The organism is Helicobacter sp. 12S02634-8, assembly GCF_002272865.1.
In the GTDB taxonomy this organism is placed as follows: Bacteria; Campylobacterota; Campylobacteria; order Campylobacterales; family Helicobacteraceae; genus Helicobacter_J.
In genome coordinates this window covers 61,931-77,704 of record NZ_MLAP01000002.1, presented here as the reverse complement: position 1 = coordinate 77,704, position 15,774 = coordinate 61,931, and the positions used below count along the sequence as shown (strand labels likewise).

At 43.5% G+C, this 15,774-nt stretch carries 15 protein-coding genes; 12 read left to right on the top strand and 3 right to left on the bottom strand.

The genetic code is table 11. The features are described from left to right. Window positions 1-4: 4 nt before the first annotated feature. From eno to BKH46_RS01745, 4 genes are read left to right on the top strand one after another with little or no spacing between them, the layout of a single operon-like run. A complete protein-coding gene (gene eno, locus BKH46_RS01760; RefSeq protein WP_095225115.1) occupies window positions 5-1,288 on the top strand; it encodes a phosphopyruvate hydratase in 1,284 nt (427 codons plus the stop codon). Beyond that, window positions 1,282-1,566, top strand: coding sequence for a septum formation initiator family protein (locus BKH46_RS01755; RefSeq protein WP_253248270.1), 285 nt, complete (start codon window positions 1,282-1,284; stop codon window positions 1,564-1,566). The genes eno and BKH46_RS01755 overlap by 7 nt, the downstream gene beginning before the upstream one ends. Further along, on the top strand, window positions 1,563-2,159 hold the full coding sequence (locus BKH46_RS01750; RefSeq protein WP_172402528.1) for an AMIN domain-containing protein: 597 nt from the start codon (window positions 1,563-1,565) through the stop codon (window positions 2,157-2,159). The genes BKH46_RS01755 and BKH46_RS01750 overlap by 4 nt, the downstream gene beginning before the upstream one ends. Then, on the top strand, window positions 2,159-2,647 hold the full coding sequence (locus BKH46_RS01745) for a shikimate kinase (protein WP_095225113.1): 489 nt from the start codon (window positions 2,159-2,161) through the stop codon (window positions 2,645-2,647). Before BKH46_RS01750 ends, BKH46_RS01745 begins: the two co-directional genes overlap by 1 nt. 167 nt (window positions 2,648-2,814) lie before the next feature. Here the strand turns inward: BKH46_RS01745 and BKH46_RS01740 are convergent, their stop codons facing one another. Next, window positions 2,815-4,674: an AAA domain-containing protein gene (locus BKH46_RS01740; RefSeq protein ID WP_095225112.1), complete on the bottom strand. Its 1,860-nt coding sequence runs from the start codon at window positions 4,672-4,674 to the stop codon at window positions 2,815-2,817. An 85-nt stretch (window positions 4,675-4,759) separates the two neighbouring features. Here BKH46_RS01740 and BKH46_RS01735 point away from each other — a divergent pair, with 85 nt between their 5' ends. Next, window positions 4,760-5,809, top strand: a complete 1,050-nt coding sequence (locus BKH46_RS01735; RefSeq protein ID WP_095225111.1) for a bifunctional 3,4-dihydroxy-2-butanone 4-phosphate synthase/GTP cyclohydrolase II — start codon at window positions 4,760-4,762, stop codon at window positions 5,807-5,809. Window positions 5,810-5,828: 19 nt separating this feature from the next. On the opposite strand, the gene cmoA is transcribed toward BKH46_RS01735, so the two are convergent. Beyond that, complete coding sequence (gene cmoA, locus BKH46_RS01730) at window positions 5,829-6,542, bottom strand: carboxy-S-adenosyl-L-methionine synthase CmoA (protein ID WP_095225110.1); 714 nt, start codon at window positions 6,540-6,542, stop codon at window positions 5,829-5,831. 18 nt (window positions 6,543-6,560) lie between these two features. Further along, window positions 6,561-7,343 (bottom strand): thiazole synthase, encoded by a 783-nt coding sequence (locus BKH46_RS01725; RefSeq protein WP_095225109.1) that lies wholly within the window; start codon window positions 7,341-7,343, stop codon window positions 6,561-6,563. 343 nt (window positions 7,344-7,686) lie between these two features. Between BKH46_RS01725 and BKH46_RS01720 the strand changes: the two genes are divergently transcribed. From BKH46_RS01720 to BKH46_RS01690, 7 genes are all read left to right on the top strand, one after another. Next, window positions 7,687-9,957: a TonB-dependent receptor gene (locus BKH46_RS01720; RefSeq protein WP_172402527.1), complete on the top strand. Its 2,271-nt coding sequence runs from the start codon at window positions 7,687-7,689 to the stop codon at window positions 9,955-9,957. A 305-nt stretch (window positions 9,958-10,262) separates the two neighbouring features. After that, window positions 10,263-11,255, top strand: coding sequence for an ABC transporter permease (locus tag BKH46_RS01715; protein WP_095225248.1), 993 nt, complete (start codon window positions 10,263-10,265; stop codon window positions 11,253-11,255). Then, window positions 11,230-12,813, top strand: a complete 1,584-nt coding sequence (locus BKH46_RS01710; RefSeq protein WP_095225107.1) for a dipeptide ABC transporter ATP-binding protein — start codon at window positions 11,230-11,232, stop codon at window positions 12,811-12,813. The genes BKH46_RS01715 and BKH46_RS01710 overlap by 26 nt, the downstream gene beginning before the upstream one ends. 160 nt (window positions 12,814-12,973) lie before the next feature. Further along, the gene (gene rpmE, locus BKH46_RS01705) at window positions 12,974-13,177 is read left to right on the top strand and encodes a 50S ribosomal protein L31 (protein ID WP_095225106.1); all 204 of its coding nucleotides are present in this window, start codon (window positions 12,974-12,976) and stop codon (window positions 13,175-13,177) included. Between the two features lie 4 nt (window positions 13,178-13,181). Next, window positions 13,182-14,039: a 16S rRNA (cytidine(1402)-2'-O)-methyltransferase gene (gene rsmI / locus BKH46_RS01700; RefSeq protein WP_095225105.1), complete on the top strand. Its 858-nt coding sequence runs from the start codon at window positions 13,182-13,184 to the stop codon at window positions 14,037-14,039. Further along, window positions 14,036-14,713 (top strand): 23S rRNA (guanosine(2251)-2'-O)-methyltransferase RlmB, encoded by a 678-nt coding sequence (gene rlmB / locus BKH46_RS01695; protein ID WP_095225104.1) that lies wholly within the window; start codon window positions 14,036-14,038, stop codon window positions 14,711-14,713. The genes rsmI and rlmB overlap by 4 nt, the downstream gene beginning before the upstream one ends. Before the next feature lies 1 nt (window position 14,714). Continuing rightward, complete coding sequence (locus tag BKH46_RS01690) at window positions 14,715-15,767, top strand: hypothetical protein (protein WP_095225103.1); 1,053 nt, start codon at window positions 14,715-14,717, stop codon at window positions 15,765-15,767. The last annotated feature ends 7 nt before the right edge of the window (window positions 15,768-15,774 follow it).

Here is a 15,774-nt window from a genome sequence, read left to right as displayed (position 1 = left end):
TGCGATGATTTATATAGAAAATATCTATTCTCAAGAGGTGCTCGATAGCAGGGGCAATCCCACGATAAAGGCAAATGTCATACTCAGCGATGGGACAAGGGCATCAGCGATAGTCCCTAGTGGGGCTAGCACAGGCAAACGGGAAGCTCTTGAATTGCGTGATGGGGACAAGGGGCGATTTTTAGGCAAGGGGGTCTTGAAGGCTTGCGAAAATATCGATACAACCATAGCAGATGCCCTCATTGGGGCGACTCCCTTTGATCAGAGCCATATTGATGCCTTGCTCAAAAGTCTTGATGGCACAGACAACTACTCCAACCTCGGGGCAAATGCGACTTTGGGCGTTTCAATGGCAATCGCTCGCGCAGCAGCTGATTCATTAGATATACCACTCTATCGCTATCTTGGTGGGGCTAATGCACTCATACTCCCCACTCCAATGCTCAATATCATCAATGGTGGCTCGCACGCTGATAACACCGTGGATTTTCAAGAATATATGATTGTGCCATTGGGTTTTGATACTTTTAAAGACGCTCTAAGGGCTAGCACAGAGATCTACCACCATTTAAGAGATATACTCAAAAGCTCAGGGCATATTACAAGTATCGGCGATGAAGGGGGCTTTGCGCCCAATCTAAAGAGCAACGTTGAACCCATTGAGATGATTTTAAGAGCGATCGAAAAGGCAGGCTATAAACCTCAAAGCCAGATTGCCTTAGCACTTGATGTGGCTAGTAGCGAGCTTTCAGAGGCAAATGGTATCTATCATTTGGCTTCAGAGAACAGGAAGCTTGATGCAGCTGAATTGGTGGGGTATTATGAGATGTTGGTGGCAAAATATCCCATTGTTTCTATCGAAGATGGCTTGAGTGAAGATGATTGGGAGGGGTGGAAGCTCCTCACAGAGCGCCTTGGCGATAAAGTCCAGCTTGTGGGTGATGATTTGTTTGTAACCAACAAGGCCATCTTAAAGCACGGCATTGACCAAAATATCGCTAATGCTATCCTCATCAAGCCCAATCAAATTGGCACCGTGAGTGAAACCATGCAGACAGTGCGCCTAGCTCAAAGACATAACTATCGATGTGTGATGAGCCATCGGAGCGGGGAGAGTGAAGACGCTTTCATCGCTGATTTTGGTGTCGCGCTCAATACTGCACAGATCAAGACAGGTTCGACAGCTAGAAGCGAACGCATTGCTAAATACAACCGCTTGCTCCAAATAGAGAGCGAAGTAGCCCACACAGAATACATAGGCAAGGAGCTTTTCAAATCTCAATGCTAGAAGATATGCACGATCATACCACCAAGCCCTCTTTTTATGGGGTTATCAGGCGATGGATACGCGTGATTTATGTCCATCGTGTGATGGTGGTGAGCTTTTTGGTGTTGATGTGTATCGGGGCTTATATGGGATATTTGCTCTTTGGAGTGAATTCTTTGGAAGTGCTCATTGATGTCAAGAATAAACGCACTGCTTTAGAAGCAAGCGTCCAAACACTGCAGTATGAAAACGCTAAGTTGCAAAAACAGCTTTTTGAGCTGAAAGGATTAGAACCTTGAAAAAATTATGTATATTTTTGTTTTTGTTGGGTGTTTTGTTTGCTAGGGATAATCCCTTTGAGCCATTGCTGACCCCCAAAGACACTACGCACAATAGCCAAGATAGGGACTCTAGCACATATTTTGAAAGCTTTGATTTCAAGCTCCCCACCACAGCGCGCATACTCAAAAGTGTTGCGATCACTTATGAAAATATCGATGGCTCCACAGACACTAAAGTCCTTGATATCAATCAAAGCATTGATTGGCACTATCCATTAAATCTAAGCCAGATCAATGCCCTTGTCACTGAAAAGACCCATTATTATTCGATCCCACCTTTTGAGTTCTTCACCAAGCAAAACAAGCTCTATCTACACGCCCCTTATGCGATCCAAAGGAGTTTTGTCCTCCCCTCGCCTTATCGCATTGTCATTGACTTTGACAGACAAGAGCCCACGATCCATCAAAGCATTTCTATCAACAAAAAATACTTCACCAAAATCACTGCAGGCACACACGATAAATTCTATCGCATTGTTTTGGAGCTTGATGGGCAGTATCAATACCAGATACAAAAAGATGGCAATTCTTATATCATAAGTCTTGAGTGATGCAAAATATCGTTCTCATAGGCTTTATGGGTAGTGGCAAGACCACCATAGGGGCGTATTTAGCAAAATGTATGGGGCATTATTTTATTGATACAGATGTTTTGATTGCTATGCAGAGTGCTTTGAGTGTGAAAGAGATTTTTGAGTGCTATGGGGAGGAGTATTTCCGCAAGCAAGAAGCGTGTTTTATCCAATGGGCGAGCTCTCATCTCTCTCACGCAGTTATTGCTACAGGTGGTGGAATGCCTATTTTTAATTCCATCAAAGCCCTTGGCAAGGTGTTTTATCTCAAGTTAGATTTTCAGACCATACAAACGCGTCTTTCTTTAAAAGAGCGCACCTCTCGCCCCCTCTTTGCCCACCCTCAAAAGGCCTATGAACTCTACCAATCCCGCATAGCAGCCTATGCACAATGTGCTGATTATACCATCGAAGCTGATAGGAGCATTGAAGAGATTGCCACAGAGATTTTAAAACACTCAAGCTAAGACAGGGCTATCTACTATCTTTTATTTCCTAGCTTTTTATTTGCTATCTTTTTATTTTTTATCCCCCCTCCATTTTTATTTCCCAGCTTCAGTCTTTAAAGTGGGGCAAGGGGATAATAGGGGGGCAAATAAGGGGATAGATTAAAGGCAGATAAGGGCAAGTATCGTTATATGGGCACTATTTTGCTGCCCTCAAAAGGTCTGCAAGCTTCTAATATGCTTGTGATAAACTGCCCCTTTTGGGCTTGCCAATACTGATAATCACATACAATAATGAGTCTTTTGCGTATGCGGCTTACAGCGACATTGAGTGCGTGCAGCGCGCGTATATTCCTTGAGTTGGTTAGATGATAGTGCAAGCACACAGGTGAGAATATCACCGTATCGCACTCTTGCCCTTGGGAGCTATGGATTGTCCAGACTCGGTCTTTGTGTATCCCTAGCTTGATGAGCTCTAAGCGCTGTTTGACAAATGGCGTGATCACTGCGTATTGACTATCCCAGAGCATTTGTGAAACTTTTTGCACGCCCTTTGCTTCTTGTGTATTGACTAGCCCTCTCACCTCGCCATTTTTGATATCAAAATAATACAGCTCTGTCTGTGCCCCCAGCCCGCTCAGGCCATTGCGATAGATATGTTTGTCAAGTATTTGAGCGAGATTATCTCCATAGCGATGGGTTTGTGTGAGCTTGATGATTGGTGCGAGTTTAGCAGGCGCATAGACGTCTTTTTGGTAGATGGGCTCGCTCAGTGCTAGACTTGGGCTCTCCAAGAGTTCTTGTATATGCAGAGCACTCAAAGCCCAGAGATTTGCATAGCCATTTTCGCCCTTTGATATTTCATCTTGACCCATCTCACAGATAGGCGCTAATTGCTTGTGATCGCCCAAGAAGCTCACTCCCACTCCCGTAGCCCATAGCGCACAAGCCTTGATGAGTGGAGTGAAAGCGCATTCATCTAAGAATATATGCGCTATCTCTACGCCCAGCCCTTGATATTTGCGGATAAAGCCGTCCATTGTCATACCTAGCACCAACGCCTCTTTGAAACGTTCTGCTTGCCCTAGAGTGTTTTCTTTTTCTTCTTTTTTGAGTATATGGGGTTCACAGACTTCAGGATAGCTCTCTAAAAAGCTGCTTGTAGGCATACCCAAGCGCAAGATTTTCTCCCGTCCAAGCCCTAAGGCGTCAAATTGCCCGATGAGTGTTTTGAGGACTTGTTCGAGGGCGTTATTAGTCGGGGCAATCACGCACGCACGTTGTTTGGATACAACCAAGGCCAGCAAGCACTCAAACAGCACCACTTGCGTTTTCCCACTCCCTGCAGGCCCCCAGATATAGCAGAAGCGATGTGTGAATACACTTTTTATCGCTTGTTTCTGCTCTGCGTTGATATGGGCTCTTTGCTCTAGGTGCGAAGTTACTATAGGCAGAACCTTTGCCATATTTGCACGGCTCTTGCCTCCTAGCTTGCTGCAAGCACTCGAGGGGTCATCACCATCGTTATTGCTTGTAGTTGGCTGTATATCACAGATCTGTAAATCCTCTAATCCCTTACCATCAAAGCCCTTGAAATATTCCTCGACTTGTGTGATTAAAAATTTTAAATCACTATAGAGCGTGATATCTTTTGCTTGTGCTGCAACGAGTTTGGTATATAGCTTTCCACTGATACCCAAAGACAGCACGCCCCTTTTTTCATCAAGGCTTTTTTGCTCCAGCTCCCCCTCTCCTATGGGGTATTTTTCATCTTTGATGACAAGTATCAAACTCTCTGTATTATAGATCCGACTCCCTAGGTTGATGATGAGTTCTTCTGGGGTCAATTGCAAGCTTAGGATTTTGATTGTTTCTAATCCCAACTCATTTTGAGCTAAATACTGATAATACACCTTACAAGAGCGTATCAGAGCCTCTTGAAGCCCTACTTTTTTTGGGGCAATCACCTTGAGCCTTTGAGTGATTTTTCTGCCATTTGGCGACCTTTTGGTATAGTTTTGTTGTTGCATTTTAGCTATTTTTGGCATTATTTCCAAAATCTAGCACAAAAGGCTTTCTATAATCTTTGGGATTGATGTTATAATTGGGCTATACATTGATTTAAGGAATTTTATGCATTTGCAGCGCGTAAGAGAAGCCATTAAGGCTATAAAAAATGGCGAAATGATTATTATTATGGATGATGAAGATAGGGAAAATGAGGGCGATTTGGTGATGGCGGGGATTTTTTCAACGCCTGAGAAAATCAACTTCATGGCTCAAGAAGCTAGAGGGCTGATTTGTGTATCCATCACAAAAGAAATTGCTCAAAAATTTGACCTCCCCCCGATGGTGAGTAACAACAACTCCAACCACGAAACAGCATTTACCGTATCTATCGACGCCAAAGAAGCCAAGACAGGTATTTCTGCCTTTGAGCGCCACCGCACGATTGAATTGATGTGTGATACAAATACCACGCCCCAAGACTTTGTGCGCCCAGGGCATATATTCCCTCTGATAGCAAAAGATGGTGGCGTGCTTGTGCGCACAGGGCATACAGAAGCGAGTGTAGATATTTGCAAGCTCGCAGGTCTTAAGCCTGTGAGCGTGATTTGTGAAATCATGAAAGCAGATGGTTCGATGGCAAGGCGTGGGGATAAATTCTTGATTGAGTTTGCTCAAAAACACCATCTCAAGATTCTCTATGTTTCTGATCTCATCTCGTATCGACTCCAAAATGAAACGCTCCTTGAAATCTTGAGTGAAACTCCTAGCGAGTTTTTAGCCACCTCGTGTGTCAAAATCACTTTTGCAGATCACCTCCAAAGAGAGCATTTTGCCTTTGGTTTTGGCCGCTCAACCACTCCATTGATCCGTTTCCATACCATCAAGAGTGATTATCAGCTCCTCAGCGAGCAGCAAAACTATGAATTTTTAATGCGCTCTATTGCTAAAATCAAGCAAGAGGGTGGATATTTGATATTTATCAATGACCACTCTAGCAACCACGCAAATAGCCCCTCTAGCAGTGGCGAACTCATCAAAAGCTTTGGTATTGGCGCACAAATCCTCAAGCTTCTCCAAGTTAAAGATTTTAGGCTCATCACTTCAAGCAATGTCCGTGAATACAACGCACTCAGTGGCTTTGGGCTTCAAATGATAGAGAGCATACAAGTTTAGCCCTTTTAGCCCCTTGTGCTTAGCTTTTTCTGGCAATCAATGTGCCAAAATTCACCCATTTAAACAGCACCTCCACACTATCAAACCCCGCATTATGGAGCATTTGAAAGTTTTCTTGCAGACTATAGGGGATTAGCACATTTTCTAGTGCTTCACGCTTAGAAGTGATTTCATTTTGCGTGTAGCCTTGAGTTTGTTTATAGCGATGGTAGCGTTCGATCATTTGTTTATCTAGCCTTTTATCCGCGCTTGTCATCTTCTCGCTCATGAGAAATATACCGCCTGATTTTAGGGCTTGATAGATTTTATCAAGGAGTATAGCCCTTTGGATAGGGCGGACAAACTGCATTGTGTAGTGGGCTACAATCACGCACGCCCCACTCAAATCAATCTCTAAAAAATCCCCACAGATAAATGCAATCTTTTTGCCATAAGCGCTTGCCTTCAAGCTCGCTCGCTCAATCATTGCCTCTGAGTTATCCACACCCACCAACTCCACTTGCGTGCAGTCTATCTGTGAGGCCAACTCTAGCAAGAAATTCCCCGTTGAACAGCCCAAATCATAGACCTTCCCGCCTAGTGCGAGTGCTTGGAGGGCAAAGTCTACACAAAGTTGGAGTGTTTCTGTGTAGTGGGGGATCGATCGTATTGCCATATCATCAAAAACACTCGCCACCCCCTCATCAAACTCAAATTGCTTTCCTAATGGGGTCAAAAATATCTCATCTTTCATTAGAGTTAGCCGATCCCCTTAAAGCTTAGCCATACCAAATACTGGCGAGCTCGCACTCGCAAAGCTTTTCTTTTCCATTCTGCCAGCTAAAAAGCTCTGTCTGCCTGCTATCACAGCGTGTTTCATCGCCTCAGCCATCATCACAGGGTCTTTGGCCGCTGCAATCGCTGTATTACTCAAGAGTGCATCAGCCCCCAATTCCATAGCAATCGCCCCATCTGAAGCACAGCCCACGCCCGCATCAACGATAACAGGCACACGCACAGCATCTTTGATAAAAGCGATATTATAACGATTTTGTATGCCTAGCCCACTGCCAATAGGCGCTGCTAGGGGCATGACAGCCGCAGCCCCTGCATCTTCGAGTCTTTTAGCTATGATGGGATCATCATTAGAATATGCTAGCACGCAAAAGCCCTCTTTAGCCAAGACTTCTGTGGCCTTGATTGTTTCTATCACATCAGGATAGAGCGTCTTTTGCGTATCGCCGATAATCTCAAGCTTGATAAAATCAATCCCCACAGCCTCTCGCACAAGCGAAAAAAGCGTGATTGCCTCTTGCGCATTGACGCAGCCTGCTGAATTGGGTAAAAATTCAATCGAAGTATCTTTGAAATAATCGAGGAGATTTTCTTCATTGGGGTTTGTGATATTGACGCGCCTGACAGCAACCGTAATCATCTGAGCCCCCGAAGCTAGCGCTGCTTGCTTGGTTGTAGCGAAGTCTTTATATTTCCCACTGCCTATAATGAGCCGAGAACTGAAGGTCTTTGAGCCAATTTGCAATAAATCTTTTTGCATATTTTTTACCTTATTTTTATAAAATTGAGTCTGATTATAACAAAACTTTCATACCAATCCCCCTTGACTGATTCATTTCAAGGTATTTTTGCTCTTTTCTGATCCCTCCTCCTTTTTTGGGCTTTTTGAGCTCTTGAGCTGATGGATTCCTTTAATAGCTTGATTTGATAGTAATCTTTTACTTAGAGCACAAAATCATATGATTCTAGCCCCACTAAGATAAACTATAAAATCAATTTGGCTTGATTTTTAGAAAAAATAAAAAATAAATCGCATTTTATAAAGAATTAATAATAATTATTATAACCTTACTTGTAATAAAAATTATCAATGAAAGGTTATGATGAAAAAAATCAAACAATATATTTGCTTGAGTTCAGTGCTTTTATGTCCTTTGCTTGTCTGGGGGAATGATACCCCACCTCAAGAAGAAAAGACCTATGAACTGCAAAAATCCGTTGTTTCAGCCTCGGGCTTTGCCCAAGATATCAAAGATGCGCCCGCATCGATTTCTGTCATCTCTGAAAAGAGCCTCCAAGAGGTTGATTATCACGATTTGGCTGAGGCGATCTTTAATGTGCCCGGTGTTGATATCGGGACAACACAGGGCAAAACAGGCGGGTATGAAATCTCTATTCGGGGACTTTCAGCGTCTTATACACTCTATCTTGTCGATGGCTTGCGTCAAAATGTCGCCGGCGATGTTGGCACGCGCAATTGGGGCTGGTCGCACGCACTCAATGTATTCATGCCCACGCGATTAGCGATCGAACGCATTGAAGTGATCCGAGGGCCAATGAGCACACTTTATGGGAGTGATGCGCTAGGTGGGGTGGTCAATATCATTGTCAAAAAGCCTAATATGCGCAAATGGGATAATGCGATCGAATTCCAGACCACGGTCAATGAACGCAGTCAATTTGGTAATTACTATGGCGTGAATTTCTATACTTCAGGTCCTATCATCAAAGACAAACTAGCTTTGGAGCTGCGCGGGAACTATACTTATCGCAATGCTTCTGATATTAGATTTAGCTATACAGATACAAGCGGAGTCAAAAAGACTGCTGAACCTGGCTTTGTGGGGAACCCCACAGAGGGGAATATCTATAACATAGGCTTGCGGCTTGCTTATGCGATGGATATGGCCAATTATTTTTACTTTGATGTCGCAAATGGTTATCAGAATTATGACAATAGTAAAGAGCAGTTGGGTAATTTCACCTCCTCACCCAAGCAATATGTCATTTATCGCACCAACTATGTCCTCGCCCATTTGGGGACTTATGACTGGGGGCAGACCAAAACAACCTTGCAATACAACAACACAACAAACCTTGGGCGTGTCGTGCCCTATCAGCGATCGCTCACAGATACCTCGCACGAAAATCGAGATATCAAGGGCAATGATATGATTTTACAAAGTCAAGCTGCTATCCCTGTATATACAAGCAAATATTTTGCTGATACAATCACTTTTGGGGCGCAGTATTGGCTGCAGACTTTCCACGATGCCCCCTATGGGACTAATCCCTATCCTTGGAGTCATGATTCAACTAAAGCAGGCTGTAATAAAGACCATACATTAGTCAATACCAACTATATCCCTTATGCTAATTCCAAAGGTATCAATAGCCTCAAAAATCAAGCGGCCATTTATGTAGAAAATGAAAGCACGATTGTAGATGATGTGATTGTGACTTTAGGGGCGAGATATACCTATGACCAGCAGTTTGGTAACAACCTATCTCCCAAGGCGTATTTGGTCTATAATGCCCTAGAGTGGCTGCAGTTCCGTGGTGGCGTGGCTACGGGGTATCGCCAGCCATATTTGAGCGAAACAGTTACGGGGGCTTTTGGCTTTGGAGCACAAGGGGGTGCGCCTTTTTTGGGGAATCCTGATTTGAAGCCTGAAACTTCTGTGAGCTATGAGGGGGGCGTGATGTTGGATTTTTCATATTTGAGCTTGGGGGCGACTTATTTTCGTAATGACTATCAAGGCAAAATCGATCGCAAAAATCTTGCCTTTGGAGCGCCAAACTGCCAGAACCCCTATGTAGTCGGTCATGACAAAACGAGCAATGGCTGTAGTGTTTATGTCAATGTCGGTAAAGCTTATACACAAGGTGCAGAAGTGGTATTTGCCCTCAAGCCCATCTATGGCTTTAGTCTAAATGCTAACTACACTTATACCCATAGCGAACAACTCACCAATGAAAGCAAAAACAAAGGCAACCCCGTAGGAAACACCCCTGCCCATCAAGTCAATCTCGGTGTCAATTATGATTTATTGGGTAAGGCTGATATTTATCTGCAAGGTGTTTATAAATCAGAGAGATGGCGTAATGCGGGCAAAAATCAAAAAGAAATCGCTAAGGTCTTAGGGGAGTATCTATCGCAATGGTATAAGCCATATTATGTGTTTAATTTGGGAGTGAATTATCGTATCAATAAAAATTTTCGTGTGAGTTTGGGGATTCAAAATATTTTGAATACAAATTTTATTGATTATTATGCCTATGGCAAAAAGGGCGATTCAGACAATCTTGTCAATCTTTGGAACTCTAGCTATGAGGGCAGAAAATATTTCATCACATTGGGTGCAAGGTTTTAAGAGATGTGCTTAAAAATATAAGCTATCCCCATTAGCTCTCTATATTTTGCCCTCTCATCTTTTCTCATCTTTTGCCCTAACTTTTTTACCTCTAGCTTTTTGCCCCCCCCCCTTTTTTCTAGGGGGGGTGTATCTTTGTTTGCAGTGGGTGTAATTTAGACTTTTGGGGTAAAATCCTCAAGAAAAACAAGGAGTCGATATTGCAATCCCCCTCCAAGCCACACTCCACGCCCTCTACACACAAACTCCCCATACCCAAACCTCCCATACACAAGCCTCCCACCTCAAAACCATCTTTGGCTACGATGAGATGGAGGGCGTTTTGTGCCAATAAGAGGGCGTTTTATTCGCTATGGATTTTTACCTTGCTTTTTGTGCTGTCTTTGGGGGCTGAGTTTATCGCTAATGACAAGCCATTATTTATCTATAAAGATCACAAGGCTTATTTTCCTATATTTGTAAGCTACCCTGAAACGACCTTTGGAGGGGATTTTGCCACAGAAGCAAACTACAATGATCCTTATGTCAAGGGGCTTTTGAAAAACGCCTTTGTGGTTCCTGCTTTGATCCCTTATAGCTATGATACGATCATTATGGACCTATCATCCCCAGCGCCCACTAGCCCAGACAAAAGGCATTGGCTAGGCACAGACGACCAAGCCAGAGATGTGAGTGCGCGCTTGATTTATGGGTATCGGATATCGATACTTTTTGGTCTATTTTTGAGCGCTTTTAGCGTGGTGATTGGAGTGAGTGCAGGGGCTTTGCAGGGGTATTATGGAGGGTTGGCTGATCTTTTGGGACAGCGCTTGATAGAGATTTGGAGTGGGATACCGATACTTTTTTTGTTGATTGTGATTTCGAGTTTTCTCACGCCTAGTTTTTGGTGGATATTGACTTTAGTGCTGCTTTTTAGTTGGATGGGGCTAGCAGGGGTGGTGCGCACGGAGTTTTTGCGGGGGAGGAATATGGATTATGTCAAAGCCTCGCGCGCACTTGGAGCAGGGGATTTGCGGGTTATATTTTGTCATATTTTGCCTAATGCCCTTGTAGCCACGATCACTTATATACCTTTTATAATGGCAGGGAGTATCGGGACATTGGTGAGTTTGGATTTCTTGGGGTTTGGTATGCCTGTAGGCAGTGCTTCTTTGGGCGAGCTTTTGAATCAAGGCAAAAACAATCTTTCTAGCCCCCATCTAGCGATTGTGGGCTTTTTGGCTGTGAGTTTGCTGCTTGCAGTGTTGGTATTTATCGGAGAGGGGGTGCGCGATGCCTTTGATGTCCAGACCCGATAAATCGCCCCTTTTACGCATTGAATCTTTGCATTGTGGCTTTGAGGGGGGCTTTGGTGTCAAGAATATCACATTTGATATTGCTTCAGGTGAGCGAGTTGGGCTAGTGGGGGAGTCAGGAAGTGGCAAAAGTTTCATTGCGCAGATGATTTTAAGGCTTTTGCCCTCTGTGCGTATTGATGGAGGGAAGATTTGGTTTATGGGAGAGGATTTACTCACTCTTGGGGCTAAAAAAATCCAAAATATCCGTGGAAAAGATATCAGCTATATCGCCCAAGAGCCCCTATCAAGCCTCAACCCCCTCCAGCAAGTAGGCAAGCAGGTTTTAGAGTCATTGATTTTACATCGCACCAAAGATAGCAAGAAGGCAATGTATCAAAAACTCGATGCAGTCTTTACTCAAGTGGGCTTGCCTATAGCTCTCCAAAAATCCTATCCTTTTGAGCTCAGTGGTGGCCAGCGCCAACGCGTGGCTATCGCTATGGGTATCATCAATCGCCCCAAGCTTTTGATTTGCGATGAGCCTACAACAGCCTTAGACGCGAGTATTCAAAAGCAGATTTTAGAGTTGCTCTATACTTTGAGTGAGCAAAATCAAATGGCTATCTTGCTGATTAGCCATGATCTAGGAGCAGTGAGAGGCTTTGCCCATAAGGTTTGTGTGCTTAAATCTGGCTTAGTGTGTGAGAGTGGTGAGGTTTCTAGGGTCTTGAGCCGGCCTAAAAATAGCTATACCAAGATACTTTTAGAAGCTTTACACTTGCCTAAAAAGACCATAATGCCAACGCCCCAAAAACTCCTTGCAGTGAGAGATTTTGGTATTATCTATCAGCACAAAAAGTCCTTATTCAAGACAGAACAAAAGCTCGCTTTGAGTGGGGTGGATTTTGTTTTACATACTCAAGAAACTTTAGGGATTATCGGGGAATCAGGGAGTGGCAAAAGCAGCCTTGCAATGGGGATTTTGCGACTCATAGCTTCTCAAGGGAGTATGGAGCTTTTGGGTCAATGTGTGGATACTTGGAGTGAGAGGGAGTTCAGGCCTTATCGCAAAGATCTTCAAATTGTCTTCCAAGACCCCTATGCCTCGCTCAACCCTAGAATGCGTGTGCGGGATATTATCTTTGAAGCCCTAAGACTTTTAGCCCATTTTCAAAAGCACTCCAAGCAAGACGCCCAGATTGAAGCAATTTTAGATTCTGTGCGGCTTGAGAGGGCTCTTGTTGATGCGTATCCTTTTGAGCTCAGTGGTGGCCAGCGCCAACGCGTGGCTATCGCTAGGGCTATTGCACTCAAGCCCAAAATCATCATTTTAGATGAACCCACTTCAGCTTTGGATAAAAGTATGCAAAAGACTATCATTGAACTGCTATTGAGCCTTCAAGAGCAGTTGGGCTTGAGCTATTTGTTTATTAGTCATGACCTTGATGTGATTGAGGCTGTGTGTGATCGTGTGCTAGTGCTTTGCGCAGGCAAGGTGGTCGAGCAAGGCAGAGTGGGCGATGTGTTTACTTCACCTCAAAATCCCTATACGCAAAAGCTCCTAGACGCCAGACTTTAATGAAAGAGTCGAGTAAATTTGCTCTTATCTTGGCTGTTTTAATAAAAACTAAGCAATTTTTAGCTAAAATCGCAAGTTTAATTTATGCGCTTGCAATATTACAAAATTACAAATGGCGTGGGCGTTCAAAATATAGGAATCAAACCAAAAGGAATCAAAAATGAAAAAAGGTATCCACCCACAATATATCCCTTGCAAGGTAACTTGCGTGACTAGCGGGAAAGAAATCGAGGTTTTAAGCACAAAAAGTGAGCTCAGGATTGATATATCTAGCTTTTGCCACCCATTTTATACCGGTAGTGATAAAATCGCTGATGCTGCAGGTAGAGTAGAGAAATTTAAGCAAAAATACAACCTCAAATAATGCCGTGCTGACTTTGCTGCCCACTCCTATGGGGAATCTTGATGACATCACTCTCCGAAGTCTTAGAGCCTTGGAGCAAGCAGATGTTTTATTATGCGAAGATGTCAGAGTGAGCAAAAAACTCCTTGCTTTGCTCGCTAAAAACCCCATGATCCACCAGCATTTCCCCAAGATTTCTCAGACAAAAGAAATGGTATCTTTCCATTCACACAATCAAGCAAAATATATTTCTAATCTTTCTGCAGAGCTATTTGAACGCAATGTTGTTTATATGAGCGACGCGGGAATGCCTTGTGTGAGCGATCCGGGGGCTGCTTTGGTCGCTTATGCGATCCAAAACAATATCGCTTATGATATTTTGCCCGGTGGGAGTGCGTGCGTGGGGGCGTATTGTGCGAGCGGGTTTGAATCAGATGGATTTTTGTTTGCAGGGTTTTTGCCCCATAAGCAAAAAGAAAAAATCACGCGTCTTTCTAATCTCCTCACAAGCGCTGCCTTTTTGGATCAAAAAATCCCTATTATCGTGTATGAAAGCCCCCATCGCATTATAGATACCTTAGAAAATATTGCCAAGCTAGCAGGTGATATGCAGATTTTTGCTATCAAAGAAATGACTAAAATGCACCAAAAATATTTTATCGGCAGTGCCAAAGAAGTCTATACACAGATCCAATCAAGCAACACAAACGGAGAGTGGGTATTAGTGCTTTTAGGCACCCAAAAGCCTGAACGCACACTCTCAGCCACCCAAATCACACAGATGGATCTCCCGCCCAAAATCAAAGCCAAGCTCCTCTCCAAACTCCAAGATATTCCCACTAAAAATCTCTATGAGCAAATCTCTAAAAAAGAGCTTTTATGATAGTCTATGGGAAGCAAGTTGTGCTACATCTTTTAGCCAGACACCCCCAATATCTCCAAACTATCTATTTGGCTAAAGAAATTGACCCTAAAGTATTTGCCAGTATCGCTAGGAGTCGTGTGCAGATTTTACGCACAGATACCAAAAAGGCACAAGCCATGGCAAGAGGAGGGAACCATCAAGGCTTTTTAGCCCAAATCACTCCCCCACTCCCTTTGAGTATCAACGATATCAAAAAACACCATAAAATCTTAGTGCTTTGTGGGATCACAGATGTGGGGAATATTGGTGCGATTTTTAGGAGTGCGTATTGTTTGGGTGTGGAAGCTATTGTGTTGGCAATGAGTGAAAATCCCCCTCTTGAGGGGATTGTGCGTGCGAGTGTGGGGGCTGTGTTTGATATGCCATTTTGTGTTGGTAAAAATATCTTAGATATAATCAACGAATTGAAAAATGAGGGAATTTTCTGCTATGGTGCTGATAGCTCGGGTGGAGATGTCTGCGGGATAGGACAAAAGGATAAATGGGCTTTGTTTTTGGGTAATGAGGGCTTGGGCTTGAGTAAGAAAATCTTATCAAGACTTGATACAATAGTCGCTATCAAAATGAAAAAAGATTTCAATTCTTTAAATGTGAGCGTGGCAGCAGGTATTTTAATCAACAGGATGTGTTAATATGGAATCAGCATTAGAGATACTCAAAAAAATTGGTGTCAAAGAGATCAGCAAAGCCACCAAGATTTCTGCAGTCAAGATCGAAGATATTCTTGAAAAAAGATTTTCAAACCTCCAGAGAGTCCGTGTGGTCGGATTTTTGAGTATCATTGAGAGGGAGTATAAGGTTGATTTGAGTGGGTGGCTTGAAGAATATGATAAAGAAACCCTAAGCCAAGTTCACCCACTAGCTACCCCCAATCTTGCTAGTGAATACCCGATCAATAATCTTGATTTAGACACGCAAGGGCACAGGGATACATTTGCAGCGCTGAGGAAAAAGCAATCCATATCCAAAAAACGTTTTTATGTTTCTGTGGTGGTGGTATTAGTGCTTTTGGGCGTGTATTTTATCTATAAAAGTATTTTTGTCAGCACGCAGTCCCCTAGTGCTCCAAGCCCTCAAGAAGCCCTTGATAATCCCACTCAAATCTCGCCCTCTACGCCCCCAGATTCTCAAAACTCTCAAAGCCCTCAAAGCCCGCAAGATTCTAAAAATCCGCAAGCCCCAGAGCCCCAAGCTCCCAAAGCACCCACTACGCAGACAGAGGTCACACAAAAGCCCCAAGAACCTCAAGCCTCAGAGTCTATTGCTTCTAGCTTGCCTAAAGAATCGCCCACTCATATCAAAAATACACAAAATCAATACAATGCAGAAGAAATCCGAGTGATCCCCCATCAGAGCCTTTGGATTGAAATCATTGACCTTGATGATAAGAGCAAAATCCAGACTATTGTCGATTCAGAATATTCTATCGAAGCAAAAGACCATCGTTTGTTGATTTCTTTTGGACACGGCGAGCTCTCATTGCAGACTGATGGGGGGATCAAAGAATACCACAAGTCCTATCCCATGCGATTTCTCTATACGCCCAAAGATGGCTTGAAACAAATCCGATATGCCCAATACCTCAAGCTCAGCGGTCAAGACAACGAGCCAAGCCCCACTCAAGAGGGCACTCAAAATCCCCCTTTAGACAACGATTCTAACAGCAGTCAAGATAATGATCTTTAGAATAATC

What these genes read in the sequence shown, in the direction of transcription:
- BKH46_RS01735 (WP_095225111.1), top strand. Translation starts at nt 4,760, where the DNA reads ATGCATTTGCAGCGCGTAAGAGAAGCCATTAAGGCTATAAAAAATGGC.
- rpmE (WP_095225106.1), top strand. Translation starts at nt 12,974, where the DNA reads ATGAAAAAAGGTATCCACCCACAATATATCCCTTGCAAGGTAACTTGC.
- BKH46_RS01740 (WP_095225112.1), bottom strand. Translation starts at nt 4,674, where the DNA reads ATGCCAAAAATAGCTAAAATGCAACAACAAAACTATACCAAAAGGTCG.
- BKH46_RS01755 (WP_253248270.1), top strand. Translation starts at nt 1,282, where the DNA reads ATGCTAGAAGATATGCACGATCATACCACCAAGCCCTCTTTTTATGGG.
- BKH46_RS01710 (WP_095225107.1), top strand. Translation starts at nt 11,230, where the DNA reads ATGCCTTTGATGTCCAGACCCGATAAATCGCCCCTTTTACGCATTGAA.
- rlmB (WP_095225104.1), top strand. Translation starts at nt 14,036, where the DNA reads ATGATAGTCTATGGGAAGCAAGTTGTGCTACATCTTTTAGCCAGACAC.
- BKH46_RS01725 (WP_095225109.1), bottom strand. Translation starts at nt 7,343, where the DNA reads ATGCAAAAAGATTTATTGCAAATTGGCTCAAAGACCTTCAGTTCTCGG.
- BKH46_RS01720 (WP_172402527.1), top strand. Translation starts at nt 7,687, where the DNA reads ATGAAAAAAATCAAACAATATATTTGCTTGAGTTCAGTGCTTTTATGT.
- BKH46_RS01745 (WP_095225113.1), top strand. Translation starts at nt 2,159, where the DNA reads ATGCAAAATATCGTTCTCATAGGCTTTATGGGTAGTGGCAAGACCACC.
- BKH46_RS01715 (WP_095225248.1), top strand. Translation starts at nt 10,263, where the DNA reads ATGAGATGGAGGGCGTTTTGTGCCAATAAGAGGGCGTTTTATTCGCTA.
- BKH46_RS01690 (WP_095225103.1), top strand. Translation starts at nt 14,715, where the DNA reads ATGGAATCAGCATTAGAGATACTCAAAAAAATTGGTGTCAAAGAGATC.
- cmoA (WP_095225110.1), bottom strand. Translation starts at nt 6,542, where the DNA reads ATGAAAGATGAGATATTTTTGACCCCATTAGGAAAGCAATTTGAGTTT.
- eno (WP_095225115.1), top strand. Translation starts at nt 5, where the DNA reads ATGATTTATATAGAAAATATCTATTCTCAAGAGGTGCTCGATAGCAGG.